This window comes from Candidatus Phytoplasma luffae, assembly GCF_018024475.1.
In the GTDB taxonomy this organism is placed as follows: domain Bacteria; phylum Bacillota_I; class Bacilli_A; order Acholeplasmatales; family Acholeplasmataceae; genus Phytoplasma; species Phytoplasma luffae.
Window position 1 is genome coordinate 226,798 of record NZ_CP054393.1, and the last position, 24,145, is coordinate 250,942.

A 24,145-nucleotide genomic window follows, 5' to 3' on the forward strand; every position below is an offset into this window, starting at 1 on the left:
TTTTAGAAGAGGTGAATAACAAATGTTGATACCAAAAAAGACAAAATATCGTCGCCCTCATCGTGTTAAATACGAAGGTAAATCCAAAGGACAAAATAAAATTGTAAATGGTAATTATGGTTTAATCGCTACAAAAGGCGCATGGATCACTAGTCAACAAATAGAATCTGCTCGTATTGCAATGACACGTCATATGAAAAGGTTAGGAAAAGTTTGGATTAATATTTTCCCTCATTTATCTTTAACAAGAAAACCTTTAGAAGTTAGAATGGGTTCAGGAAAAGGTAGTCCTGAATTATGGGTAGCAGTTGTTAAAAAGGGTAAAGTTCTTTTTGAGGTAAGTGATAATAATAATTTAGAAAAAGAAGAAATAGAAGCTTTAAGATTAGCATCTCATAAGTTACCTATTACTACTAAAATTATTAAAAGAGGCCAAGAAGAATGAAAATGAAAGAATTGCGTACAATTCCAAAAGAAGAATTAGAAACAAAAATTTTTTCTTTAAAAAAAGAATTATTTTTTGTCAAACTTAAATTGGATTTAGCGAAATATAAAAATACTGCTGATGTTCGTAAACTTAAAAAAGATATTGCAAGAATAAAAACAATTTTAAATGAAAAAAAGATTTAAATAATTTAAATTAAATTTTAATTTTTGATAATTAATTTATATTTTATTTTTTATATAAAACAATTATTTTTTTAAAATTTTATTTATATCAATAAAATAAATATATTTAAAATAAAATAAATATATTTAAAATAAAATAAATATATTTATTTTATTTTATAAAAGATAAGTTTTTTTCATTCTGATGTTTTTTAAAAAATTTTGTTATAAAATAAAATGAGGTAAAATGATGCGTAATAATAGAAAAGTTTTATCAGGCACTGTACTTTCTGATAAAATGGATAAAACAATTGTGATCTCAGTTGATTATTATAAAAAAGATCCTTTGTATGGTAAAAGAATCAAAAAAAGTAGTAAATTTCATGCTCATGATGAAAAAGAAATTGCTAAAATAGGTGATTTTGTTAGTTTTGTAGAAACAAGACCCTTATCAAAAACTAAAAAATTTCGTTTATTAAATATTATTTTGAGTAAAAATAAGGCGGAATAAATATGATTCAGATAAATAGTCGTTTAACAGTAGCTGATAATAGCGGCGCTAAAGAAGTTTCAGTAATTAATATCCCTGGTTCAAGTAAAAGACGTTACGCTTATATAGGGGATATTGTTGTTGTTTCTATAAAAAAAGCTATTCCATCAGGGATGGTAAAAGCAGGCGATAAAGCAAGAGCTTTAATTTTGAGAACTAAAAAAGGTTTAAGAGGACAAGATGGTTCTTATATAAAATTTGATGATAATGCGGTAGTTATTTTAAAAGATGACACTACTTTAAAAGGAACAAGGATTTTTGGTCCTGTAGTTAAAAATAAAAAATTAAAAGACGGTAATTTTTCTAAATTTTTGTCTTTAGCTGAAAAAGTTTTTGTAATATGAGGTATTATAATGAAAATTAAAATAGGAGATATAGTTGTTGTTCGTACAGGAAAAGATCGTTTTACAAAAGATGAAAATAATTCTAAAAAAATGAAAACGGGAAAAGTTATAAAAATTTTTTTTAAAGAACAAAAAGTTTTGGTTGAAGGCGTAAATATCGTTACTAAGCATAAAACTTCTCCAAACGAGGACAAAACAGGTAATATTATTAAAGAAGAAATGCCTATTCATATTTCTAATATTTCTTTAATCGACATTGAAAAAAATATTCCTACTCGTGTTGGAATCCGTTACGAAGATGGAAAAAAAATTCGTTATTCCAAAAAAACAGGCACTAATATATAACTTATATTAAGGAAAGTATTAAATAATGAAAAAAAATGATATTCAACATCCTAAAAAAAATCTTCTTTTTTCTTTAAAAGAGGTTTTTAATTTTAAATCTGTTATGCAAATACCTAAAATAGAAAAAATAGTCATTAATATGGGTGTTGGCGAAGCTGTCGCTAATATTAAGATTTTAGATGAATTTTCTGAACAATTAACTTTAATCAGTGGGCAAGTGCCTGTTGTTATTAAAGCTAAAAAATCTATTTCTAATTTTAAATTAAGAGAAGGTATGCCGATAGGTTTAAAAGTCACTCTAAGAGGCGCCAAAAAAGAATTTTTTTTGGATAAATTGATTAGAATAGTTTTACCTAGAATAAGAGATTTTAGAGGTTTGAATCCTAAATCTTTTGATGGAAAAGGAAATTATTCTTTAGGTATAAAAGAACAAATTGTTTTTCCTGAGATTGATTTTGATAAAATCAAAAATATTTTCGGCATGGATATTTGTATTGTTACCACAGCTAAAAATGATGCAGATGCTAAAAAATTATTAGATTTTTATAAAATGCCTTTTCATAAATAAAATATTGATATAAAATATAAATAAAAGGAGATTTTATGGCAAAAAAATCCAAGATAGTTAAAAATCAAAAACAAAGAGAATTATATTTAAAATTTAAAGAAAAACGTTTGGAATTGAAGAATAATAAAGATTATAAAGGTTTATCTCGTCTTAAACCTCAATCTTCGCCAGTACGTCTTAAAAATATAGATCAAATCGACGGAAGAGCAAGAGGATATATAAGAAAATTTGGTATATCTAGAATCAAATTCAGAGAGTTAGCTAATAAGGGCGAAATATCTGGCGTGAAGAAGATTAGTTGGTAAAAGGAGAATAAAAAAATGGCAATAAACAATCCTATCGCTGATTTATTAACAAGAATACGTAACGCTAATATAATGTATCATGAAAAAGTTTCGGTTCCTATTTCTAAATTTAAAATTAAAATTTTAGAAGTTATAAAAAAAGAAGGTTTTATTAAAGATTTTTATTTAGATAAAGCTAACAAGAAAATTATTATTTATTTAAAATATAATGCTGATAAACAAAGGATTATTACAGGTTTGAAAAGAGTATCTAAATATGTTCCTGTAAACAAGATACCTAGAGTTTATAATGGATTAGGAATAGCTTTAATTTCTACTTCAAAAGGCGTTTTAACAGATTATGAAGCTTTATTACAAAATGTAGGCGGAGAAGTACTTGCTTATATTTGGTAATTATTAAGGAGAATATAATGTCCAGAGTGGGAAACAAAATTATTTCCATCCCTAAAGGTATAAAAGTGGAAAATCAAGAAGGAAATTTAATCAATATCACTTCTAAAACAGAACAAATAAAATATCAATTGAACCCTTTATTAAAAATAAATATTACAGAAAACTCTATCAAAATCGTTAGACCTAATAATGAAGTTTTTATGAAAAAAATTCATGGAACTACAAGAGCTTTATTATTTAATATGATTCAAGGTTTAGATAAAGTTTTTGTAAAAAGAATTACAATTGTGAGTTTATTTTATAATGTTAAAAAAGAAGGTTCTAATTTGATTTTTAATTTAGGATTTTCTCATGTTATTAAAATATCTATCCCTTCTAATTTAGAAATAGAAATTTTTAAAAATAAAGAAATAATTGTCAAAGGTATAGATAAACAATTTGTTGGTGAATTCGCTGCTAAAATATTGAAATTACGTAAACCAGAACCTTATAAAGGGACAGGTATTAAATTATTTGATCAATATGTTTATCGTAAAGCTGGTAAAAGCGCTAAAAAATAAGAAAGGATTTTAAACTGTATATTATGATAAATAAAAAAACTTCAAAAAGTTTACGCAAAAAAAGACAATTACGTTTGAGAAAAAAAATTATAGGCACACAAGAAAGACCTCGTTTAAATGTTTTTTATTCTAATAAATATTTTTATGTCCAGATTATTGATGATCAAAAACAAGTCACTTTATGCAGCGTTCATAGTAAAGAAATTGACGCTAATAAAATTAATATAGAAGTTGCATCTAATATCGGAAGAATGATCGCGCAAAAAGCTTTAAAAAAAGGTATTAATAGTGTTGTTTTTGATCGTGGTGGTCGTTTATATTTAGGGCGTATTAAAAATTTAGCTGATGCCGCAAGGGAAGAAGGATTAATATTTTGAAAAATCCACAATTAAAAAAAGATAATTATAATAACAGAATAGTTTTTGGCGGTTTAGAAGAAAAAGTTATTTCCATTAATAGAATAACTAAAGTTGTTAAAGGTGGGCGTCGTTTACGTTTTTCTGCTTTGGTTGTTGTAGGCGATAAAAAAGGGAAAATTGGTTTTGCCAATTCTAAAGCACAAGAAGTTTTAGACGCTATAAAAAAAGCATTAGAAAAAGCTAAGAAAAATTTATTCCAAGTTCCTATTTCTGAAGCTACTATTCCTCACGAAATTATTGGTAAATTTGGAGCATCTAAAGCTTTATTAAAACCTGCATCTAAAGGAACAGGGATTATCGCTGGCGGAAAATCAGCTAGAGCCGTTTTTAAATTAGCCGGCATTAATGATATTTTAGCTAAATCTTTCGGATCTAGAACTACGATTAATATTTTAAGAGCTATAATAGATGGATTAATGAATTTAAAAACTATACAAAGCGTTGAAAAAAACAGAGGTATTAAATTAATATCTAGATTTCAAGGTAAAAACAAATGAAAAAATTAGAAATTATATTAAGAAAAAGTTTAATCGGAAGAACACCTAATCAATTAAAAAATGTTCAGTGCTTGGGATTAAAAAAAATTAATCAAATAGTGATTAAAGAAGATTCTCCTAATATTCGAGGTATTTTAAAAAAAATTAATCATTTGATTTCAGTTAAAGAAATTATTGAAAAAGAAAGCAATTGATATAATATGTTACATTTATTAAAACCAGTTAAAAACGCTAGAAAAACAACTAAACGTTTAGGACGAGGACCCGGAAGTGGAAACGGAAAAACATCAGGAAAAGGTCACAAAGGTCAATTAGCACGTAGCGGTGGCGGTACTAGGTTGGGTTTTGAAGGCGGACAAACACCTATTTTTCAACGAATCCCTAAAAGAGGTTTTTATAATTTTAATCAAAAAAAATATTATTTGATTAATTTAAAAGAATTAGAAGTTTTTGACAATGATACCGTAGTGACAAAAGAATTATTATTAAAAAAAAGAATAATTAAAAAAGACACAACATGTTTTAAAATTTTAGCTAAAGGAAATTTTAGTAAAAAATTAACTATTCAAGCTTATAAATTTTCTAATAAATCCAAAGATATTATTGAAAAAAATGGTGGTAATATAGAATTAATAAGGTAATTTTTATATGAAAAAATTAATTATTTTTCTTTTAGATAAAAAAAGAGTAATTCAAAAAGTTTTGTTTACTTTATTTATTGTTTTTATTTATATAATAGGTACTAAAATATACATTCCTTTTTTGGGACCAACAGAATATTTATCGTGTGATACAATATCAAAATTGAAAAAAGAGAGTATATTTTTTAATAAACAAACCACTTTAAATCTTTTCGCTTTAAGTATCTTTCCTTATATTACAGCTTCTATTTTGGTCCAATTTTCTCAAAAAATTATTCCTTTTTTAAAGGAATGGTCCGAACAAGGTGATAAAGGGAAATATAAAATTAATTTAACTAATAGAATTTTAACTTTATTTTTTGCCTTAGGACAAGGTTGGGCGATAATAAAATTTAATTATTCGTGGTTTCTGTTTGATAAAATAAAAGTTTTTACTGTTTTATTTTTTTTAGTAGTAGGTGTTTTTATTTGTATTTGGTTATCTGATTTAATTACCTCTAAAGGGGTAGGTAACGGAGTTTCTATTTTAATAGTAGTAGGAATAACCAAACAATTATATGATGCTATATATTTCTTAATATCTAATAAAAATAATTTGGATGTAACAAGAATTTTGGTTTTATTTTTATTTTTAGTTTTATTAATATTTACTATTATTTTATCTTCAGGTTATTTAAAAATTCCTATTAATTATGCTTTAAATAAAAATAATAATAAAATTGATAAATATATCCCTATTAAAGTAAATATATCCGGGGTTTTGCCAATTATTTTAGCTGAAACTTTGTTAAATATAACTTCTTTATTGGATTTGTTGCCGACCAATAAAACATTAGATATTTTTATTTCTATTTTAAAAAAAGATAGATCTTTTTTAGAATTATCATTTTTTTTGTATATTTTATTGCTTATGTTGTTTTCTTTTTTTTCATCTTTCATGACTATTAATCCTAATAATATTTCCGAACATTTATCTCAACAAAACGCTTATTTAACAGATACTAACCCAGGAACATCTACTGTTAAAAAAATAACTTATGAAATGTTTAAATTGATTTTTATTGGTGCTATTTTTTTAACTTTATTAGCTATTTCACCTTATATAATTAATTTTGTTTTAATAAAAACAGGAAAAGAAGAAATCGCTCATAATATTAAATTGGGTGGTACTAGTCTTTTGATTGTGGTTGGTACTGTTATAGAATTTATACAAAGTCTTAAAGAAAAAAGAAATATTAAGAAATCTTATAATAAATTATTTTGATAATATAAATTAATATTAAAAAAAGGTTGTTTATTTTATTATGTTATCGATCAAATCTTTTGATGAAATTTCATTAATGAGAGAAGCAGGAATTATTTTAAAATCCATAAGAAAAGAATTATTGAATCATTTAAAAATAGGTATTTCTACTTATGAATTAGATATGATTGCTGCTAAATTGATGGAAAAACATGGTGTAGTATCGGCTTTTAAAGGTTATCAATCTTATGAAGGTTATACTTGTATTTCAGTAAATGAAATTGTAGTCCATGGGGTCCCTTCTAAAGAACTGATTCTTAAAACAGGAGATATAATATCTATTGATTTAGGAATAAAATATAAAGGTTATTTTGTTGATTCAGCTTGGACTTATTATTTAGGAGATATACCGCATCAAACAAAAAAATTTATTGAAAATACTAAGTCATCTTTATTTGCTGGTATAGAAAAAGTTAAACCTGGTAATAAGATTTCAGATATATCACTTGCTATATATGAAGTTGGTCAAAAAAATAATTATGGCATAATAGAAATTTTTTCAGGACACGGAATTGGAAAAAACTTACACGAAGAACCTTATATTTTTAATTTTGATTTTGTTTTTAAAGATTATATATTAAAACCAGGAATGACTTTTTGTATCGAGCCTATGTTTACATTAGGTTCTAAAGAAGTTAAAATATTAAAAGATGGATGGAGCGCTGTTACTTTAGATTCAAGTTTGAGTGCTCATTTTGAACATACAGTTTTAGTTACTGAAAAAGGATATGAAATTTTAACATAATATGAATAAATATATAATGATTAAAGGAAAAAATATTAAAATATGATTAATAACGATATTGAAACTTTAGATGCTTTAGTTGTTGGTATATTACCTAATTCTAAATTTAAATTAGAACTCCCTGATAAAAGAGTTATTATCGCTTATATTTCTGGTAAAATACGTACTAATAAAATACGTATTTTATTAGGCGATAAAGTTAAAGTTGATTATCGTGGTCGTATTATTTTTCGTTATATTTAAATAATAATAATATAAAAAAAGGATATATAATAAAATGAAAGTACGATCTTCTGTAAAAAAACGTAGTGCTGATGATATCATTGTAAAACGTAAAAAAAAGATTTATGTTTTAAATAAAAAAAAACGTCGTCATAATCAAAGACAAGGTTAAAAAAAAAAGGAGTTTTTAAAAAATGGCAAGAATCGTAGGAGTAGATATTCCTAACAATAAAACAATATTTATTGCTTTAACTTATATTTATGGCATTGGAACTAAAACTTCTAAAAAACTTTTGAATGAATTAAATATTGATGAAAATATTAGAGTTCATGAATTAAGCGAAAATCAATTATCTATTATCAGAACTGAATTAAGCAAATTAAATTTAGAAGGTGTTTTGAGAAGGTCTAAAGTTTTAAATATTAAAAGATTGATGGAGATAGGTTGTTATAGAGGTATAAACCATCGTAAAGGTATGCCTGTTAGAGGACAAAGAACTAGAAACAACGCTAAGACAGTTAAAAAAAATCGCAAAAAAGCTTCTCCAAGTAACAAAACAAATAATAAAGGGATGAAAAAAGGGTTTTAATTATAATGGTGAAACAAAGAAAAAATAAACGTAAAAAAATTAAGAAAAATATTCCTGTAGGCATAGCGCATATTCAAGCTACTTTTAATAATACTATTATAACTATTACAGATTTAGAAGGTAATACAGTTGCTTGGTGCAATGCAGGTTCTTTAGGGTATAAAGGTAGTAAAAAATCTACTTCATATATAGCTCAAAAAGTAGCTCAAAAAGTTTCTGCTTTAGCGCAAGAACAAGGAATGAAACAAATTGAAGTATTTGTTAAAGGGCCAGGAGTAGGAAGAGAAACTTCTATTCGTTCTTTACAAGAATCTGGTTTAGAAATTAACGCCATCAAAGATGTTACACCTGTTCCACATAATGGTTGTAGACCGCCTAAAAGACCTCGTGGATAAATATTAACCATATTTAAAGGAGAAAAAAATGGATAAATTAAAATTTATAAAACCTAATATGAATGTCGTCGAGGCAAAAACAGATTTAGCCAATGGAAAATTTATTATTTTTCCTTTAGAAAAAGGTTTAGGTATTACAATCGGTAATTCTTTAAGAAGAGTTTTGTTATCTTCTTTACCAGGTGTAGCTATTGTGAATGTTAAAATTGAAGGTGTTAACCATTATTTTAGTATTATTCCAGGCGTTGTAGAAGATGTTATGTCTATTGTTTTAAATTTAAAAAAAGTCGTTATCGCTGTAGATTCTAATGAAGACGATTTCGAAGTTAAATTAAAAATTGATACATCGGAAGAAAAAACAATAACAGCTGCTGATTTTGAAACTGTAGATGGTGTAAGAATTATTAATAAAGATCAAGTAATAGCTACTTTATCAGATAATATCCCTTTCAAAATGGTAGTTACTGTCAGAAAAGGAATCGGATATATATCAGCAGAAGATAATAAGATTTATAGTAAAAATGAATTCGGAGTTATCGCGATTGATTCTATATACACTCCTGTTTTAAAAGTTTCTTACAATATAGAACCTAAATTGAATAATAAAGAACAATTAGTTATGGATATCGAAACTAATAAATCGATCCAACCCAAAGAAGCTTTATCTTTAGCTTCTAAAATTTTGATTGATCATTTTAATATTTTAGTTAATTTATGCGAAAAAGTGCAAGATGATTATTTTATTTACGAACCAAAAGCTAAAAGTTATAATCATGCTTTGAAATTAAGAATCGATCAATTAGGTATATCAGTTAGATTATTTAATAGTTTAAAAAGAGCAGGTATAAATACAGTTCAAGAATTAGTTAGCAAAAATGAAAAATATATTTCTAAATTAGAAAGTTTAGGAAAAAAATCTTTTGATGAACTAAAAGAAAAGATTAAAGAATTAGAACTGAATTTTCAAGATGACGAAAAATAACATTTAAAAAAATATTTTTTGTTGTCGAAAATATAAATGTTATAAAAAAATATAAATTTTAATCATTTAAACAAAGGTGTAATAAAAATGGCATACAGTAAATTAAGACGTAATACGTCTCAAAGAAAAGCTTTATTAAGGAATTTAGTTTCTGATTTGCTTATTCATGATCGTATTTTTACTACTGAATCTAAAGCAAAAGAACTTAGTAAAATAATTGAAAAAGTTATACATTTAGGCAAAAAAAATACTTTATCATCTAGAAGGTTAGCATCTAATTTTTTGTTTGATAAAAAAATAGACGAGAATAAAACTGTTTTACAAAAATTATTTAAAGAAATAGCGACTAAATACGAAAATTTACAAAGCGGATATACAAGAATTATAAAAAGTGTACCTCGTAGAGGTGATTCTTCTTTTATGGCTATCATTTCCTTGGTTTAATTTTTATAAATTTTTAATTTAAAAATTTATTTTATTAAATAATATAAAAATTATTTATATAAATTAAATAAGGTATAATATTTAAATTATGATAGTTATTAAAAATTTAAATTTCAGTTATAGAAATAAAAAAATTTTAAAAAATTTTAATTTAAATATTTCTATGGGTGAATGGGTTACTATTATAGGTAATAATGGTTCTGGAAAAACTACTTTAGCTAGGATTTTGATGGGTTTATTACAACCAAATGAAGGTAAAATTTTTATCGACGGAAAAGAATTTAACGAAGATAGTTTACAAGAAATGCGTTCTTATATAGGAATGGTTTTTCAAAACCCTGATTATCAATTTGTAGGTTCAAACGTTCTTAATGATATTGTTTTCGGTTTAGAGAATCAATTATTATCTAGAGAAGAAATGCAAAAAAAACTTGATAAATATACTGTTATGTTGAATATTCAAGATTTGTTAGATAAAAATCCTCAAAATTTATCTGGCGGACAGAAACAAAAAGTCGCAATAGCTTCTGTTTTAGCTATGGAACCTAAAATTATTATTTTAGATGAACCAACAGCTTTTTTAGATCCGCAAGGAGCTCAAGAAATTTTCGATATTATTTATAATATTAAAAAGAACACAGATAAAATTTTAATAATTATTACGCATGATTTGAATTTATCTTCGAAAAGTGATAAAATTTTATTTTTGGAAGAAGGCAATTTGGTTAAATATTCTCCCCCTGTAGAATTATTTTCTGATAATAATTTTTGTGAAAAATATTTTAATTATTTGCCTTTAGCTCTTAAAATACATTTCGCTCTAGAAAGAGAGTCGGATATAAAAAAAATAAATAAAGATTTTTTTTATAAATTGAAGGGGTGTTTATGGGAATATATTTTCGAGATGTAACTTTTTCTTATAATAAAAAAAGTAACCCAGTTTTTGAAAAAATTAATTTAAAAATAGATTCTCAAAACGATTTCATCGCTTTAATTGGCAAAATAGGATCTGGAAAATCTACTTTAGTTCAATTAATGAATGGTTTATTAACTCCTAATGAAGGTTGTGTTGATGTTTTTGGTAATAAAATAGATAAAAAAACATCTCCTCGCGATTTAATATCTTTTAGAAAAAAAATAGGATTAGTATTTCAATTTCCTGAAAATCAAATTTTCGAAAATACTGTTTTAAAAGATGTTATGTTCGGACCTAAAAATTTTAATAAAAATGATGATGAAGCAAAACAAAAAGCCATTGAAGCTTTAGAACAAGTAAATTTTCCTAATGATTTGTTTGAAAATTCTCCTTTTAGATTATCTGAAGGCCAACAAAGAAAAGTAGCTATTGCTGGTATTTTAGCGATAGAACCATCTATTTTGGTTTTGGACGAACCCACTAGAGGTTTAGACGGGAATAATCAAAGACAAATAATGGAATTTTTACAACAAAAACATAAAAAAGATAAAAAAACTATTATTTTTATTACTCATGATATTAATTTAGTCGCCGAATACGCTAATAAAATTCTTTTTTTAGAAGAAGGGAAAATTGCTTTTTTCGGCTCTAAAGAAGATTTTTTCGATGATGAACAATTTTTTTCTAGATTAAATTTTTTAGTTCCACGAACTTTTGATATTTTGAAATTTTTAAATAAAAAAATAGGAATTCCTTTCGAATATAAATATTCTTATATTCAATTATTAAAATATTTAAAAAAATTTTGTGAAGGCGACGAGAAGATAGATGAGATTGAATATTAATAAAAAAAATGATTTTGATTCAAATCATAAATCTTTTATATATTCGATTCATCCTTCTTTTAAAATTATTTTAATTATTTTATTTACAAAAATTATTTTTAGTTTAAAATTAGATTCTTTTTATAAAATTGATTTTACAAATCGTGGTATAGTAAATTTTTGTTTTCTTTTGTTTTATTTATTTGTTTTTTGTTTTATTTTTTTTTATTTAATCTTAAGTTTAAATTACCCTTTCAGAACTTTAATGAAAGAAATTTTAAGATTTAAATTTATTTTTTTCTTTAGTATACTTTTACGTTGTTCTTATGAATGCCCACAAGGTTTTGAGGTATTCAAACATGGATTAAAAATAGAATTTTTTAAAGAACCTAAAATTTTTTTGTTTTCTATTATTTTTTTATATTTTTCATATTTTTTTTTGTTTAAAAATAAAAATTATAAAAATTTTGGTTTTCTTTTTATTTTTTTTTATTTTTGGAAAATACCTTGGAAAATAACCTTTTTATCTGGTTTGTATTCGCGCGATGATAGTTTTCCATTATTTTTTACTTATAAAGATTTTTTTTATATTTGTTTAATTTTTTCACGTGTTATTTTATTTTTATTATTTAATATTTTAATTAAGGAAACAATTTCTTTTGTTGAAGTAAATGAAGGTTTGAATATAATTTTTAAACCTTTGAAAAGATTTAGATTTTTTTTAGAAATTTTAACTTTGGTTTTGTCTTTAATTTTTATGTCTATTTCTTTTTTATTTGAAGAAGCGAAAAAAATTTTAAAAGCTCAATTATCTAGAGGTCTTAATTTTTATACTAAAAATATTTTCAAAAAATTTTATTATATACTTTCTTTATTGGTTCCTATTTTTGTTTTAATTTTTAAAAAATCTTTTGTTTTAGCAAATTCTATGGAAGCTAGAGGGTATGTTATAGGGAAAGAACGTACTAAATTTATTTTGTATAAAACCCAAAAAAAAGATTATTTTTTATTATTTTTAGTTTTTATTGTTTTTTTATTAAGTTTTTTATAACAATTATATATTTTTTATTTAATTTATTTTAATTAAAAAAATTTTAAAAAAGAGGTTTTTTTGAACAAAAATATAATTTATAAATTAATTTTGGTTTATGATGGCGCAAATTATTATGGTTATCAAAAACAACCTAATTTAATAACTATTCAGTCAGTTTTAGAAAATGCTTTATTTAAAGTTACCAAACGCAAAATTAAAACTATTGCAGCTAGTCGCACTGATAAAGGAGTTCATTCAGAGGGGCAAGTAGTTAGTTTTCAAACTGATTTTCGGATTCCTCCTTATAATTTAAAAAAAGCTTTAAATAAAATTATTTCACAAGATATTTTAGTTTTAGATATTTGTATTTGTGATTTTCCTTTTCATGCTCGTTATAATTCCAAATCTAAAATTTATCGGTATGTTTTTTCAAAAAAAAAATTAAATCCTTTTAATTGTCGATTTCAAGTATATTTTGAAAAACTTAATTTTTCTCTTATCAAAGAGGCGATACATTTATTAGAAGGTCAAAAAGATTTTGTTTTATTCACCAATAACAAAGATAAAAAGAAAAATACTATTAAAACAATTTATAAAGTTTTTGTTGAAGAAAATGAAAATCAATTTGTTATTTTTTTTCATGGTAAAGGTTTTTTAAAACAAATGATTCTTTTGTTAGTGGGTTTTTTAATTAATATCGCGCAAGGTAAAAAAACCTTATCAGAATTAGAAAATATGTTTTTAATTAAAAATAATAAAAAATTTACTTTTATAGCTCCTTCTAATGGTTTATTTTTAAAAAATATTTTTTATTAAAGAAAGAGGAGAATAAAATGTTTATTTCTTTTGAGGGTTGTGAAGGTTCAGGAAAAACCACTTTATCTCGTTCTTTATTTAAAAAAATAAATTTAAAAAATGATGTTATTTTAACAAAAGAACCTGATGCAAATATTCCTTTTAATATCGAGATAAAAAAAATCTTATTATCTTTCGATGATAAAATATCATCTTTGACAGAAGCTTTGTTATATGCAGCTAATAGAGCCGAACATTTAGATAAAATCATTTCTCCTGCTTTAAAAAATAATAAAATAGTTATTTGTGATCGTTATTTAGATTCTTCTATCGCTTACCAAGGATACGCAAGAAAATTAGGTTCTAATCTTGTTAATAAAATTAATTTTTTTGCTTTTCAGCATTTGCCTGATATTACTTTTTATTTAGATTTAGAACCGGATGTTGGTATTCAAAGGCTTAAAAAGAATAGAAAAGAGAAAATGGAATATTTTGATTTAAAAAATATTCATTTTCATAATTTAGTTAGAAAAGGTTTTTTGGAATTGTGTGAACAATTTCCTGAAAGAATTTATAAATTAGACGCTAATCTTTCTTTAGAAGAATTGGAATATATTATAATAACTAAAATAAAAAAGTCATTTAAAATAAAAATATGAATGAATCAAAAAAATTATTAGAAAAATTTAAAATAATTATTCAAAAAAATAAATTAGCTCATGTTTATGTTTTTGAAAACAATGATAACTTAGTTTTAAAATCATTTATGTTTGATTTAGTTTATGAATTTTTAAAAAAAGATAATTATTCACTTTTTTTAAAAAAAAATATAAAAAAAATGATTTGTCATAATTTTTATTATTTAGACGCTTATAGTCAGAATATTAATAAAGAAGATATTTCAAACATAAAATCTTATTTAAATAAAACTTCTTTGATAGAAGAAAAAAAAGTTTATGTTATTAATGGTATTGAAAAAATTTCTTATAAAGTGGCTAATAGTTTATTAAATTTTTTAGAAAATCCCATTAGCAAAAATCATTTAGGAATTTTATTAACTTGTAATCGTGATCTTGTTTTATCTACTATTTTATCTAGGTCTCAAATTTTTTCTTTAAATGATAACGATTCAAAGAATATTTTCAGTTTAAATAAAAATCCATACAATAATGATTTAAATAAAGTTTTTGAATCGTTATTGAAAATATCTGATAAAGAAAAAAAAGATGATTATTTAGTCTCTTTTAAGAAATTTTTTTTATTTTTTTTAGATTCTATATCAGAAAAAAAAATAGTTTCTAAATTATTTTTTTATAGTTCGAATCTTAAACAAAATAATTCTTTTATTGATGATTTCTTATATATTTTGATTAGTTTTTTTTTAGATTTGTATTATTATAAAAATAATTTAAATTTTATTTTTCCTAAATCTTTGTTAGATAAATCTTTTTATAATGAATTATCTTCTTATTTAATAATTGATATTTTAGATTTTTTAACTAAATTAGAAAAAACAAAAATGATTTTAGAAAATAATTTTTGTTTTATAATTTTATTGATCGAAATAGAGAAAAAAATTCATTCGGAGAATATAAAATAAAAATATGTTAATGATTCAAAAAACTTTTTCATCAGAAAAAAATATTTTATATTTAGTATCTACGCCTATCGGTAATATGAATGATTTAAGTTTTAGAGCTTTAGAAATTTTAAAAAAAGTTGATTTTATTTTAGCAGAAGATACAAGAGTCGCATTAAAGATTTTAAAATTTTATAATTTTAAAAATCATTTAATTTCTTTACATAAATATAATGAAAAAGAACGTGTTCAAAAGGTCTTAAATTTTTTGAAAGATAATAAAAATTTAGCTTTAATAAGTGATGCAGGGACTCCTTTAATTAGCGATCCTGGTCTTTTTTTAGTTCAATCTGTTCAAATAGCTGGTTTCGTTGTTACTGTTGTTCCGGGCGTTTCTGCTTTTTTATCAGCTTTCGTTTTATCTTCTTTTGATATTCCTTTTTTGTTTTTAGGTTTTTTTCCTAAAAAAACAGTAGAACAAAAAAAAATTTTATTAAAATATCGCTTGTTCGAAAGTGCTCTTATTTTTTATGAATCAGCCCAAAGAATTAAAAAGACATTAACATTCATTTATGAAATTTACGGCAATAGAAATATCTCTTTATCTAGAGAATTAACTAAAAAATTTGAAACCATTACTAATGGTTGTTTAGATGAAATTTTAAAAGAAGAGTTAGTTGAAAAAGGTGAATATGTTTTAGTATTAGAAGGTAATAAAGATGTTGATTTATATAAAGATTTATCTTTGGAAGAACATATAACTTTTTTTATGGAAAGAGGTTACACAGAGAAAGAAGCTTTTCGAAAAGTAGCTAAAGATAAAAAAATTTCCAAAAAAATAATTTATAATAAATTTAAGATTCAACAAAATGACTAAAAAAAAAAAAAAAGGTTTTTATAATTTAAATGAATAAGTTAATGGATAAAAAAAATTTTTATATCGCGACCTCTATAGTTTATGCCTCTTCTGTGCCTCACATTGGAAATGTTTATGAAATGATTTTAGCAGATGTTATATCACGTTTTAAAAAATTAGAAGGTTATAATGTTTATTTTCAAACTGGAACCGATGAACATGGCCAAAAAATAGAAAAAAAAGCTTTACAACAAGGTTTATCTACACAAAAATATGTCGATAAAATATCTTTAAAAATAAAAAATATTTACGATAAAATGAATATTAAATATGATTTTTTTATAAGAACTAGTGATTCTTTTCACAAAGATAAAGTTCAAAAAATTATAGATATTTTATTTAAACAAAAAGATATTTATTTAGGTGTTTATGAAGGATGGTATTCTGTTTATGAAGAAAGCTTTATCTCTGAAAAAGATTTAATCGATGGTAAAACTATTAATGGCGAAACTCCTGTTTGGACTAAAGAAAAAGTTTATTTTTTTAAATTATCTAAATATCAAGATAGATTATTAAAATATTTAGAAAACGATCCAGAGTTAATTTTGCCTCAATCATTAAAAAAAGAAATTTTAAATTTATTAAAAACACCTTTGATGGATTTATGCATTTCTAGAACTTCTTTCCAATGGGGAATTTATTTAAATTTTGATCCAAAACATATAGTTTATGTTTGGATAGATGCTTTAAGTAATTATATTACTAGTTTAGGATATCCATTTTTAGATGATGTAAATGATAAATTTAAAACTTTTTGGCCTTGTGATCTTCATATAATAGGAAAAGACATTAGTAAATTTCATTTAATTTATTTCCCTATTTTGTTAATGGCTTTGGATTTACCTTTGCCTAAAAAATTTTTAATCCATCCTTGGATTTTATTTAATAATAAAAAAATGTCTAAATCTTTAAATAATGTTCTTTATACGGATGATTTATTAAAAATTTTTCCTGTAGATGCTATTCGTTATTTTGTTTTACATGAAATCCCTTATAATTCAGATGGTATTTTAACTTATGAACTTTTATTTGAAAGATATAATACAGATTTAGTTAATACTATTGGCAATTTATTGAGTCGTAGTATTGGAATGGTTGCGAAATATAAAGAAGGAGAATTAGTTAAAAATATAAATATTTCTAATCCTTTTCCAGATATGGATTTAGTTAAAGAATCTTTAAATACTTTTGTTTCTATCAAAAATTGTATGAAGTATTATAAAATCGGAGATGCTTTAGAATATATTTTAAAATTAGCACGTTATTGTAATAAATATATCGATTATACTCAACCATGGAATTTATATAAAATAAAAGAAAATTCAGATAAATTAGATTTTGTTTTATGTCAATTATTCGAAACTATTCGTTATATAGGAGTTTTGTTACAACCTTTTTTACCTCAAATAGCTGAAGAAATTTTACATCAAATTAAATCAGAATCAAATACTTTTGAAAGTTTAGAATGTTTTGGTTCAAATATAAATGAAAAGTTAAAATTAGAAAAAAAACTTTTGGAAAGATTAAATCCAAAAGATTTTATTTAAAAAAAATATTTAGGTTTGTATTTATTTTTTTCTATTGGTATATAATAAGCTATGTAATTTTTGTTTCGATCTACAACTATAAAAGGGTTTTCGGTAATTATTTGCCTTTCATCCAATGTAATACCATTTTTAACTAATTTAATAAGATAATCATTTAAGATTAGTTTCGGAGTATTTTGGAATAAAAATTTATGATCTATTAAGTGTTGAAGATTGACTTCATTTATCGTATGAGCCTCTTTTAAATTATAATCTCCTATTTGAACTCTATTTAAACTTTTTAAAGCTCCATAAGTATTCATTTTATTCGCTATATCTCTCGCTAAACTTCTTATATAAGTTCCTTTAGATACTTTGGCTTCAAAATCAATGGATTCATTGTATAAGGGGCTTTTTTTTTTGCAATAATGTATTTTAACTTTTCTAGGCGGTATTTCTATTTTAATTTGTTTTCTAGCTAAATGATACATTTTTTGACCTTTTATTTTGATAGCCGAATACATAGGAGGCGTTTGTAAATATTCTTTTTGATCAAAATAAATAAAAGCTTTTTGAATTTCTTTTTCTGATAAAATATTTTTTTTAATATCTAAAATATTTCCTGTTACATCTAATGAATCGTAATTATAATTAAAAATCATATTCCCTTGATATGTTTTATCTAAGTTTTCAAATAAAAAAGCTAATTTAGTAGCTTTGTTTATTAAAACAATTAAAAGACCCTCAGCTAAAGGGTCTAAAATACCTGTATGTCCTACTTTATCAAAGTTAAATTTTTTTTTTATTGAACATGTTACGTTATTAGATGTAATGTGTTTTGTTTTATTAATTAAGAAAAAACCATTCATATTTTTTTAATTTATTGTTGTTTTACAAAATTTGTTAATTCTTCTAAAGAACAATAACCTATATGCCTTTTTATTTCTTTTCCTGTTTTAAATAATATTAAAGTAGGAAATCCTTGAATTTGATATTTTGGTAATAAATCAGGGTTAGAATCAACGTTTATTTTGATAATTTCTATATGAGGGTTTTGTTCGAAAAAATTATTTAAAACAGGAGCTAATTTCTGGCAAGGTCCACACCAAGTTGCATAAAAATCAAGTAAAATTATTTCTTTTTCATTTATTAAAGTCTGTATATTTTCGTTGTTTATTTTCATAGTTTTTTATTCTTTCTTTTTTAAAAAAAATATTTATTTAATATTTTTAATTACATTTTTATTATAATATTTTTTTATTTTATTGAATAAAATTATATTCATTTATTTTGTTCTTTTTATTATTAAGATTTTCATTCTGAATCAAGATTATGATTATAAAATCTTTTGTTATTTATAACAGGCAAACTATCTGTAAATTCATTTGTTGGAGTTTGTTTGATTTTTTCTCTTAAGGCATCTAATTTAGCATCGAGATCATCTAAATACCATATCAAAAGTGCTTCACTTATTTGAGGTTCTTTTGCTGAACCATATTGTAATAATCCGTGATGAGCAATAATTAGATGTTTTAAAAGTAAAATTTCTTCTTTATTTTGATAACCTAATAAAATAGCTTCTTCGTGGATATTGTTATTTCCTAAGATTAAGTGCCCTATTAAAGTTCCTTCTTTATTATATTTTTTGTTTATAAAATCAAATTCTTGTATTTTAGCCATATCATGCAAAATGATTCCAGAAATTAATAAATCTTTATTTAAAAAAGGATATATTTGGTGATAATCATTTGATATTTTTAACATATTACAAGTATGAAAACCTAAACCGCCATAATAATTGTGATGCATTTTACAAGAAGCTGGCGAAATTAAAAATTTTTTTTTATTTTTTTGATATAAATTATTAGTTATTTTTTTTAAAATGGGATTTTTTATCTCAGATAAGAAAAAATCAATTCTTTTATCTATTTCTGAAAAAGATAAAGAAGAACATTTGAAAAAAATATTGTAATAATAATAAATTTGTTCCCAATCTAATACGTTTTCAATAATATTGTATTTTTCACAAAATAAAATATTTTTGTTTTTCATAGTTATATATTCTGTATCAAATACATAAATTTTTTCTTTTATTAGAGATTCGTTTTCAATTTTTAATTTTATATTGATACAAAAATTTTCTTTTAATAAAAGATCGATATTAAAAAAATTCTCTCCTTTATTAAGGCTATTTAATTTTCCTATAAAACGTATTTTATCACCTATTTTTTTATCTTTTAAAAATATTGTTTGATTCATAAAATTCCTTTTTGAATAAATTAAATTTTAATTTTTATTTAAAATTATTTATAAAGAATATAAACTTAATAAATATTTTATATAAATAATTATAAATAAGATATATTTGTTTTGATTATCTTTTTTTTAAGAAAGTTTTTATTCTTTTTTTATTGATTATTCTATGATTAAAATTTTAATTTAATATTCTTTTTTAATTTTACCATTTTTTTATTTGATAAAATTTTTAATTATTATTTTTTCTTTTTTTATTTTAAAATAATTATAATAAATAAAAAAATATAGACTTTGAAATTAAAGATTATGACTTATCCTATTTTATTTATATAATTTTTTTATATTTTAGATTTTCTTTTTTAAAATTTAATAGTTTATAAATAAGTTTATATATCGATACACAAAGAATAAGAAATATTATTTATTTTTTGTTAAAATAATAAATAAATTTTAAATATTATTATTTTTCGATAATTTATTAAATTTTATAAATTAATAATAGAAAAAGGAATTTTTGATATGTTCGAAAATTATAATCATCAATATCAACAAAATGATCTAAAAAAAGATGGATTCCAAAATAAAATTATTATTTTTGTTTTCTTTGCAATTATTGCAATTATTGCAATTTTAGTTTGTTGTATTTTTTTATTAAAACAAGAAGCTTTTGATAAAAGTGTAGATGCCAAAATTAATAGTACCATTAATTTTTTAAAATCTGAATTAAATAAAAATAAAAAATCAGAAGATGAAATTTTAAATGGCCTCTTTAATGCTATTAACAAAAAAGCGCAACTAAATCAAAATAACCAAGAAAACGTAATGTTTAAGCCTATCGATAAAAAGAAATTAATTGGATTTGATAAATTAATTGGTTTTAAAGACGAGAAAGACGCCTCCGATAGATTTATTAAATCATTTAAAGCTGATATTGATAATTCTGACTTAGGTGAAACAAATCCGCCAATCGGAATGTTATTAGACGGCGTCGCTGGTACAGGTAAAACAACCTTAGCAAGAGCATTAGCTAAAGAAGTGGATGTTCTATTTTTCGAAGTTTCTAGTTCAACTTTTTCTTGTAAATACAAAGGCGAAGGTGTTACGAAAGTCGAAAAATTATTTTAATCAGCTCGCGAAGAAGCTAACAAAAGCAATGGCGCCATCATCTTTTTAGATGAATGCGAAACTATTTTCCAAGACTTAACAAAACTTGAAACTGAATCTGAAATTAATAATATCGTCAATCAATTAAAATCGGAAATGACAAGTAATAAAAATGACCCAAAAAAACCAATCTTTATTATTGGTGCCACAAACCATTACAATAAAATAGATAGCGCAATTAAATCAAGATTTAATTACAAAATAGAAATGTTCCCAGCTAATAAAGAAGACCCGACAAAAAATGTTTGAATTTTTAATTAAGAAAAGAAAAAACCCATATTCTGATGAAGCAAGATGATATTTATACGACGTTATTAACGAATATTTAGAACAATCAAAAATACTAGAAAATAAAACAAACAGAACATTAGAAAATTTACTTAAAGAAGCAGTACAAATTTGTCTTGTTGATAGAGTTGGAGAAACGTATAAAAAAAGAAAAATCAACATTTCCGATTTAAACAAAGCGTTCAAAACGGTTATTTCGAACCAACCAAAAGATATTGAAAAATTAAAACAAATCGAAATAGCAGTAAATACAAAAAACTAATTTAAATAAAAAAGACTTAATTAATTTAAGTCTTTTTTATTATCAAAAATTGATTTAAAAAATAAATTTATATTAATAATATTTTTATATCTTTTTATTAATTTTAGTTTTTTAAAAGAAATAAATAATTATGTAGATAAAAAAATAATATATTTGATACAAATTTTTGATTATTATTTATTTTTTGCTGTTTTTCAAAAGTTTTTCATAATTGTTATTATATAATTATAATATCGTTTACGAATATATTTTAATAATCAAAATTTAGGAAAAAAATTATGTCTCAATTATTTAAAATTATAAATCCTAATTTTTTTCAAATTTTATCTTCTTTTAACAAAGATATTTATATTGATTGTTTATTACTTTTGGAAGAAATTATTAATGAAGATGACAATTTTAATATCGAAAAAAATATAGCTTTAAATGTTTTAGAAAAATATTTTCAAGATAATTCTCAAATATTAACCGAAGATGATGAAACAGAAATTATTAATAATAATCGTCAAAAAGCTCTTAAAATAATTTCTTTATTAAAGAAAAATGGTTGGTTGGGAGAAGAAAAAATTAGTTATAATAAAGCTAATATACATTTTTTTGATTATAGTATAGAAATGATTCATTTTTTAAAAAAAACTATTAACCAAACAAAACCTGAATCTATAGAAAATATTTATAGCGTTTATTATCTTTTAAAAACTTTCATTTCAGATAAAAATTTTAATATTTTTAAAGAAATAATTATTATAACGGAAAATCTTTTAATAAAATTAAAAATTTTAAAAGCTAATATTTATCGTTTTTATAATAAACTTATTAATATTGATTTTTCTAATAATTTACAAAATATTTTAGAACAATTATTGACAGATTATAAAAAAAATTTTTTTGATTCTTCTTATTATATTTTAAAAACTACTAATAATTTTTTTAAATATCGTAAATATATTTATTCTTTTTTAAACCAAATAGAAAACGATCCTGTATATTTTGAAGAAATGAGTAATCAATTAACAAAAATTAATTTAAATTCTCATTTAACAAAAATTAATTTGAATTCTCATTCAGATAATGTTTTTTTTCTTCAAAAACAAGTTCAAAAAATAAAATATAATCTTCAATTAGTGGATAAATTAATAACTATTATAGATCAAAAAAATGAACAGTATGTGCAAATAGCTTGTGATAGGATTTTATTTTTTGATAATCAAAAAAAAAATATAATTAATCTTTTAAATTTTATTATTAAATTAATTTTAAATGAAGAAATTAATTATTCTCTTTTTTTTAATTTTTGGATTATAAAAAATTTAGACGAATTATCTTTATATAAACCACAAATGAATAAATCAGAAATATTAATTTCTCCATTTGAAGATATTCCGGAAGAAGTCCAAAAAAATTTAAAAGAAAAAAAAAGAATGTTTTTAGAAAAAAAAAATATTTTAGATCGTAAAAGTATTAATATATTTGTCCAAAATATTTTAGATAAAAAAACACCTCTGAAAGCTTCTGAATTGTTACTTAAAGATTATCAAGATGTTTCGAGATTGATTTTAATTTATCTTTATTCTAAATCTTCTTCTTATAAAAATATTTACAAAGTTCAAAAAATGAATAATAAAGTGAGTATTTTTAATATTAATTTTTCTGATTTTTTAATTTATAAAGTTTAAAATAATTTATATCTTTTTATATAAAAAGATATTTTTGATATATACTAAAAAGGTATTAAAGGAGGTACAGAAATTAATATTAATTTAAATAATCGAAATAAAAAAATAGAAAGTCATTTATGAAAATACAAAATAAAAATATTTTTTTTATATTAATTATAATGATTTTGCTTTTGATTAATTTTTATTTTAAGAGATTTCAAATTAAAGGAAATCCAGATAATGAAATTTCTAATTCTGTATTAAAAAAATTAAATTCTTGTCTTCGAGATAAAAAACAAACTTTAACTAATCATAATGATTTGTTGTCAAAACCTTTATTTAAATGTGATATGAAAAATAATAAAATTGTAATTATGTATAACTACACTTCGCAAGATTTATTATTAGTAGAAAAAAAATATATTTCAACTGATAAAGAATTCCAATATAAATATAATTCAGACAGAAAATTGATATTTAAAACATCAATTAACGATGCTGATTTTATAAATACTTATGAATATAACGATCTCGATCAAATTATCACCATTAGAGATAAAAATGGAAGAATTCAAACCAAATATAAATATAATTCCGAAGGTCAAAAAATTAAAAAAATAATTTTAAGATATGATTCACCTTATATAAAACAAAATATTTTTCATTATGAATATGATCCAAAAGGTCGATTAATAACAAAAATACATTATGGTTTTTATTCCCCTTATTATAATAATTTTTTCAAAAGTAATTTTATCAAAAATATTGCTTCTTTTTTTAATATTGAATTAAATAAATTTCATAAAATTGATAAAATTGATACAAAATATAAATACAACTCTAAAGGTTTAAGAATAGAAAAAATGGATCATTTAGGGAATCATTATTATTATAAATATGTTGGCTCTTGTTATGATAAAAAATTATAATGAACATTTTTTAAAGCGTAATAAAAAAAGTTATTATTTAGATAATATAAATAATACTAAAATTTTAGACAGCATATTAAAAAAGAT

At 22.4% G+C, this 24,145-nt stretch carries 34 protein-coding genes and 1 pseudogene; 32 read left to right on the forward strand and 3 right to left on the reverse strand.

Features of this window, described 5'->3' with window-relative positions; genetic code table 11:
* The first annotated feature begins 22 nt into the window (after nt 1-22).
* The 29 genes from rplP to metG all read left to right on the forward strand — a co-directional run bounded on the left by rplP (nt 23) and on the right by metG (nt 17,522).
* A complete protein-coding gene (rplP, locus tag LFWB_RS01075) occupies nt 23-445 on the forward strand; it encodes a 50S ribosomal protein L16 (protein ID WP_210954834.1) in 423 nt (140 codons plus the stop codon).
* Nucleotides 442-630: a 50S ribosomal protein L29 gene (gene rpmC, locus LFWB_RS01080; RefSeq protein ID WP_210954835.1), complete on the forward strand. Its 189-nt coding sequence runs from the start codon at nt 442-444 to the stop codon at nt 628-630. The genes rplP and rpmC overlap by 4 nt, the downstream gene beginning before the upstream one ends.
* A 229-nt stretch (nt 631-859) precedes the next feature.
* Nucleotides 860-1,120 carry a 30S ribosomal protein S17 gene (gene rpsQ / locus LFWB_RS01085; RefSeq protein WP_210954928.1) on the forward strand — a complete coding sequence of 87 codons (261 nt, stop codon included), beginning with the start codon at nt 860-862 and terminating at the stop codon, nt 1,118-1,120.
* Between the two features lie 2 nt (nt 1,121-1,122).
* Entirely contained in the window at nt 1,123-1,503 is a 381-nt protein-coding gene (gene rplN, locus LFWB_RS01090; RefSeq protein ID WP_210954836.1) for a 50S ribosomal protein L14, read from the forward strand.
* A gap of 9 nt (nt 1,504-1,512) precedes the next feature.
* Nucleotides 1,513-1,848 (forward strand): 50S ribosomal protein L24, encoded by a 336-nt coding sequence (rplX, locus tag LFWB_RS01095; protein ID WP_210954837.1) that lies wholly within the window; start codon nt 1,513-1,515, stop codon nt 1,846-1,848.
* Nucleotides 1,849-1,873: 25 nt separating this feature from the next.
* Nucleotides 1,874-2,416, forward strand: coding sequence for a 50S ribosomal protein L5 (gene rplE, locus LFWB_RS01100; RefSeq protein ID WP_210954838.1), 543 nt, complete (start codon nt 1,874-1,876; stop codon nt 2,414-2,416).
* Between the two features lie 35 nt (nt 2,417-2,451).
* Nucleotides 2,452-2,721: a 30S ribosomal protein S14 gene (gene rpsN, locus LFWB_RS01105; RefSeq protein WP_210954839.1), complete on the forward strand. Its 270-nt coding sequence runs from the start codon at nt 2,452-2,454 to the stop codon at nt 2,719-2,721.
* Nucleotides 2,722-2,736: 15 nt separating this feature from the next.
* Nucleotides 2,737-3,114, forward strand: a complete 378-nt coding sequence (gene rpsH, locus LFWB_RS01110) for a 30S ribosomal protein S8 (RefSeq protein WP_210954840.1) — start codon at nt 2,737-2,739, stop codon at nt 3,112-3,114.
* A gap of 17 nt (nt 3,115-3,131) precedes the next feature.
* On the forward strand, nt 3,132-3,674 hold the full coding sequence (gene rplF, locus LFWB_RS01115) for a 50S ribosomal protein L6 (protein ID WP_210954841.1): 543 nt from the start codon (nt 3,132-3,134) through the stop codon (nt 3,672-3,674).
* Between the two features lie 23 nt (nt 3,675-3,697).
* The gene (rplR, locus tag LFWB_RS01120) at nt 3,698-4,051 is read left to right on the forward strand and encodes a 50S ribosomal protein L18 (protein WP_210954842.1); all 354 of its coding nucleotides are present in this window, start codon (nt 3,698-3,700) and stop codon (nt 4,049-4,051) included.
* The gene (gene rpsE, locus LFWB_RS01125; protein WP_420887581.1) at nt 4,048-4,590 is read left to right on the forward strand and encodes a 30S ribosomal protein S5; all 543 of its coding nucleotides are present in this window, start codon (nt 4,048-4,050) and stop codon (nt 4,588-4,590) included. Before rplR ends, rpsE begins: the two co-directional genes overlap by 4 nt.
* Nucleotides 4,587-4,784, forward strand: coding sequence for a 50S ribosomal protein L30 (gene rpmD, locus LFWB_RS01130; RefSeq protein WP_210954843.1), 198 nt, complete (start codon nt 4,587-4,589; stop codon nt 4,782-4,784). Before rpsE ends, rpmD begins: the two co-directional genes overlap by 4 nt.
* Before the next feature lie 6 nt (nt 4,785-4,790).
* Nucleotides 4,791-5,231 (forward strand): 50S ribosomal protein L15, encoded by a 441-nt coding sequence (gene rplO / locus LFWB_RS01135; protein WP_210954844.1) that lies wholly within the window; start codon nt 4,791-4,793, stop codon nt 5,229-5,231.
* 7 nt (nt 5,232-5,238) lie between these two features.
* Nucleotides 5,239-6,495 carry a preprotein translocase subunit SecY gene (locus LFWB_RS01140; RefSeq protein WP_210954845.1) on the forward strand — a complete coding sequence of 419 codons (1,257 nt, stop codon included), beginning with the start codon at nt 5,239-5,241 and terminating at the stop codon, nt 6,493-6,495.
* A gap of 40 nt (nt 6,496-6,535) precedes the next feature.
* The gene (gene map / locus LFWB_RS01145; RefSeq protein ID WP_210954846.1) at nt 6,536-7,279 is read left to right on the forward strand and encodes a type I methionyl aminopeptidase; all 744 of its coding nucleotides are present in this window, start codon (nt 6,536-6,538) and stop codon (nt 7,277-7,279) included.
* 42 nt (nt 7,280-7,321) lie between these two features.
* The gene (locus LFWB_RS01150) at nt 7,322-7,522 is read left to right on the forward strand and encodes a S1 domain-containing protein (RefSeq protein ID WP_210954847.1); all 201 of its coding nucleotides are present in this window, start codon (nt 7,322-7,324) and stop codon (nt 7,520-7,522) included.
* Between the two features lie 34 nt (nt 7,523-7,556).
* A complete protein-coding gene (rpmJ, locus tag LFWB_RS01155; RefSeq protein WP_210954848.1) occupies nt 7,557-7,673 on the forward strand; it encodes a 50S ribosomal protein L36 in 117 nt (38 codons plus the stop codon).
* Nucleotides 7,674-7,695: 22 nt separating this feature from the next.
* Entirely contained in the window at nt 7,696-8,091 is a 396-nt protein-coding gene (rpsM, locus tag LFWB_RS01160) for a 30S ribosomal protein S13 (protein ID WP_210954849.1), read from the forward strand.
* Between the two features lie 8 nt (nt 8,092-8,099).
* Nucleotides 8,100-8,486, forward strand: a complete 387-nt coding sequence (gene rpsK, locus LFWB_RS01165) for a 30S ribosomal protein S11 (RefSeq protein ID WP_210954930.1) — start codon at nt 8,100-8,102, stop codon at nt 8,484-8,486.
* A 28-nt stretch (nt 8,487-8,514) separates the two neighbouring features.
* Nucleotides 8,515-9,468 carry a DNA-directed RNA polymerase subunit alpha gene (locus tag LFWB_RS01170; protein ID WP_210954850.1) on the forward strand — a complete coding sequence of 318 codons (954 nt, stop codon included), beginning with the start codon at nt 8,515-8,517 and terminating at the stop codon, nt 9,466-9,468.
* Nucleotides 9,469-9,555: 87 nt separating this feature from the next.
* Complete coding sequence (gene rplQ / locus LFWB_RS01175) at nt 9,556-9,912, forward strand: 50S ribosomal protein L17 (RefSeq protein ID WP_210954851.1); 357 nt, start codon at nt 9,556-9,558, stop codon at nt 9,910-9,912.
* Nucleotides 9,913-10,000: 88 nt separating this feature from the next.
* Nucleotides 10,001-10,822, forward strand: a complete 822-nt coding sequence (locus tag LFWB_RS01180) for an energy-coupling factor ABC transporter ATP-binding protein (protein WP_210954852.1) — start codon at nt 10,001-10,003, stop codon at nt 10,820-10,822.
* On the forward strand, nt 10,798-11,673 hold the full coding sequence (locus LFWB_RS01185) for an ATP-binding cassette domain-containing protein (RefSeq protein WP_210954853.1): 876 nt from the start codon (nt 10,798-10,800) through the stop codon (nt 11,671-11,673). Before LFWB_RS01180 ends, LFWB_RS01185 begins: the two co-directional genes overlap by 25 nt.
* Nucleotides 11,663-12,703 (forward strand): energy-coupling factor transporter transmembrane component T, encoded by a 1,041-nt coding sequence (locus LFWB_RS01190; RefSeq protein WP_210954854.1) that lies wholly within the window; start codon nt 11,663-11,665, stop codon nt 12,701-12,703. The genes LFWB_RS01185 and LFWB_RS01190 overlap by 11 nt, the downstream gene beginning before the upstream one ends.
* A 60-nt stretch (nt 12,704-12,763) precedes the next feature.
* Nucleotides 12,764-13,501, forward strand: a complete 738-nt coding sequence (truA, locus tag LFWB_RS01195; RefSeq protein WP_210954855.1) for a tRNA pseudouridine(38-40) synthase TruA — start codon at nt 12,764-12,766, stop codon at nt 13,499-13,501.
* Between the two features lie 17 nt (nt 13,502-13,518).
* The gene (gene tmk / locus LFWB_RS01200) at nt 13,519-14,139 is read left to right on the forward strand and encodes a dTMP kinase (RefSeq protein ID WP_210954856.1); all 621 of its coding nucleotides are present in this window, start codon (nt 13,519-13,521) and stop codon (nt 14,137-14,139) included.
* Nucleotides 14,136-15,080: a hypothetical protein gene (locus LFWB_RS01205; RefSeq protein WP_210954857.1), complete on the forward strand. Its 945-nt coding sequence runs from the start codon at nt 14,136-14,138 to the stop codon at nt 15,078-15,080. Before tmk ends, LFWB_RS01205 begins: the two co-directional genes overlap by 4 nt.
* 4 nt (nt 15,081-15,084) lie before the next feature.
* Nucleotides 15,085-15,936: a 16S rRNA (cytidine(1402)-2'-O)-methyltransferase gene (gene rsmI / locus LFWB_RS01210; RefSeq protein ID WP_210954858.1), complete on the forward strand. Its 852-nt coding sequence runs from the start codon at nt 15,085-15,087 to the stop codon at nt 15,934-15,936.
* 29 nt (nt 15,937-15,965) lie between these two features.
* Complete coding sequence (gene metG, locus LFWB_RS01215) at nt 15,966-17,522, forward strand: methionine--tRNA ligase (RefSeq protein ID WP_246454237.1); 1,557 nt, start codon at nt 15,966-15,968, stop codon at nt 17,520-17,522.
* Here metG and truB read toward each other — a convergent pair.
* The 3 genes from truB to LFWB_RS01230 form a co-directional block, all read right to left on the reverse strand.
* Nucleotides 17,519-18,370 carry a tRNA pseudouridine(55) synthase TruB gene (gene truB, locus LFWB_RS01220; RefSeq protein ID WP_210954859.1) on the reverse strand — a complete coding sequence of 284 codons (852 nt, stop codon included), beginning with the start codon at nt 18,368-18,370 and terminating at the stop codon, nt 17,519-17,521. The two genes, metG and truB, sit on opposite strands and share 4 nt — an antisense overlap.
* Nucleotides 18,371-18,381: 11 nt before the next feature.
* Complete coding sequence (gene trxA / locus LFWB_RS01225; RefSeq protein WP_210954860.1) at nt 18,382-18,684, reverse strand: thioredoxin; 303 nt, start codon at nt 18,682-18,684, stop codon at nt 18,382-18,384.
* A gap of 131 nt (nt 18,685-18,815) precedes the next feature.
* Entirely contained in the window at nt 18,816-19,760 is a 945-nt protein-coding gene (locus LFWB_RS01230; RefSeq protein WP_210954861.1) for an HD domain-containing protein, read from the reverse strand.
* Nucleotides 19,761-20,276: 516 nt separating this feature from the next.
* Here LFWB_RS01230 and LFWB_RS03970 point away from each other — a divergent pair.
* The 3 genes and pseudogenes from LFWB_RS03970 to LFWB_RS01245 all read left to right on the forward strand — a co-directional run bounded on the left by LFWB_RS03970 (nt 20,277) and on the right by LFWB_RS01245 (nt 24,058).
* Nucleotides 20,277-21,170 (forward strand): annotated as a pseudogene (locus LFWB_RS03970) (AAA family ATPase).
* A gap of 579 nt (nt 21,171-21,749) precedes the next feature.
* On the forward strand, nt 21,750-23,147 hold the full coding sequence (locus tag LFWB_RS01240) for a Wadjet anti-phage system protein JetA family protein (RefSeq protein ID WP_210954862.1): 1,398 nt from the start codon (nt 21,750-21,752) through the stop codon (nt 23,145-23,147).
* Between the two features lie 119 nt (nt 23,148-23,266).
* On the forward strand, nt 23,267-24,058 hold the full coding sequence (locus LFWB_RS01245) for a hypothetical protein (RefSeq protein ID WP_210954863.1): 792 nt from the start codon (nt 23,267-23,269) through the stop codon (nt 24,056-24,058).
* Nucleotides 24,059-24,145: the final 87 nt, after the last annotated feature.

Bases quoted from the DNA above. Each gene is read 5' to 3' on its own strand.
- rplP (WP_210954834.1), top strand. From the start codon at position 23: ATGTTGATACCAAAAAAGACAAAATATCGTCGCCCTCATCGTGTTAAA.
- rpmC (WP_210954835.1), top strand. From the start codon at position 442: ATGAAAATGAAAGAATTGCGTACAATTCCAAAAGAAGAATTAGAAACA.
- rpsQ (WP_210954928.1), top strand. From the start codon at position 860: ATGCGTAATAATAGAAAAGTTTTATCAGGCACTGTACTTTCTGATAAA.
- rplN (WP_210954836.1), top strand. From the start codon at position 1,123: ATGATTCAGATAAATAGTCGTTTAACAGTAGCTGATAATAGCGGCGCT.
- rplX (WP_210954837.1), top strand. From the start codon at position 1,513: ATGAAAATTAAAATAGGAGATATAGTTGTTGTTCGTACAGGAAAAGAT.
- rplE (WP_210954838.1), top strand. From the start codon at position 1,874: ATGAAAAAAAATGATATTCAACATCCTAAAAAAAATCTTCTTTTTTCT.
- rpsN (WP_210954839.1), top strand. From the start codon at position 2,452: ATGGCAAAAAAATCCAAGATAGTTAAAAATCAAAAACAAAGAGAATTA.
- rpsH (WP_210954840.1), top strand. From the start codon at position 2,737: ATGGCAATAAACAATCCTATCGCTGATTTATTAACAAGAATACGTAAC.
- rplF (WP_210954841.1), top strand. From the start codon at position 3,132: ATGTCCAGAGTGGGAAACAAAATTATTTCCATCCCTAAAGGTATAAAA.
- rplR (WP_210954842.1), top strand. From the start codon at position 3,698: ATGATAAATAAAAAAACTTCAAAAAGTTTACGCAAAAAAAGACAATTA.
- rpmD (WP_210954843.1), top strand. From the start codon at position 4,587: ATGAAAAAATTAGAAATTATATTAAGAAAAAGTTTAATCGGAAGAACA.
- rplO (WP_210954844.1), top strand. From the start codon at position 4,791: ATGTTACATTTATTAAAACCAGTTAAAAACGCTAGAAAAACAACTAAA.
- LFWB_RS01140 (WP_210954845.1), top strand. From the start codon at position 5,239: ATGAAAAAATTAATTATTTTTCTTTTAGATAAAAAAAGAGTAATTCAA.
- map (WP_210954846.1), top strand. From the start codon at position 6,536: ATGTTATCGATCAAATCTTTTGATGAAATTTCATTAATGAGAGAAGCA.
- LFWB_RS01150 (WP_210954847.1), top strand. From the start codon at position 7,322: ATGATTAATAACGATATTGAAACTTTAGATGCTTTAGTTGTTGGTATA.
- rpmJ (WP_210954848.1), top strand. From the start codon at position 7,557: ATGAAAGTACGATCTTCTGTAAAAAAACGTAGTGCTGATGATATCATT.
- rpsM (WP_210954849.1), top strand. From the start codon at position 7,696: ATGGCAAGAATCGTAGGAGTAGATATTCCTAACAATAAAACAATATTT.
- LFWB_RS01170 (WP_210954850.1), top strand. From the start codon at position 8,515: ATGGATAAATTAAAATTTATAAAACCTAATATGAATGTCGTCGAGGCA.
- rplQ (WP_210954851.1), top strand. From the start codon at position 9,556: ATGGCATACAGTAAATTAAGACGTAATACGTCTCAAAGAAAAGCTTTA.
- LFWB_RS01180 (WP_210954852.1), top strand. From the start codon at position 10,001: ATGATAGTTATTAAAAATTTAAATTTCAGTTATAGAAATAAAAAAATT.
- LFWB_RS01185 (WP_210954853.1), top strand. From the start codon at position 10,798: ATGGGAATATATTTTCGAGATGTAACTTTTTCTTATAATAAAAAAAGT.
- tmk (WP_210954856.1), top strand. From the start codon at position 13,519: ATGTTTATTTCTTTTGAGGGTTGTGAAGGTTCAGGAAAAACCACTTTA.
- LFWB_RS01205 (WP_210954857.1), top strand. From the start codon at position 14,136: ATGAATGAATCAAAAAAATTATTAGAAAAATTTAAAATAATTATTCAA.
- rsmI (WP_210954858.1), top strand. From the start codon at position 15,085: ATGTTAATGATTCAAAAAACTTTTTCATCAGAAAAAAATATTTTATAT.
- metG (WP_246454237.1), top strand. From the start codon at position 15,966: ATGAATAAGTTAATGGATAAAAAAAATTTTTATATCGCGACCTCTATA.
- truB (WP_210954859.1), bottom strand. From the start codon at position 18,370: ATGAATGGTTTTTTCTTAATTAATAAAACAAAACACATTACATCTAAT.
- trxA (WP_210954860.1), bottom strand. From the start codon at position 18,684: ATGAAAATAAACAACGAAAATATACAGACTTTAATAAATGAAAAAGAA.
- LFWB_RS01230 (WP_210954861.1), bottom strand. From the start codon at position 19,760: ATGAATCAAACAATATTTTTAAAAGATAAAAAAATAGGTGATAAAATA.
- LFWB_RS01240 (WP_210954862.1), top strand. From the start codon at position 21,750: ATGTCTCAATTATTTAAAATTATAAATCCTAATTTTTTTCAAATTTTA.
- LFWB_RS01245 (WP_210954863.1), top strand. From the start codon at position 23,267: ATGAAAATACAAAATAAAAATATTTTTTTTATATTAATTATAATGATT.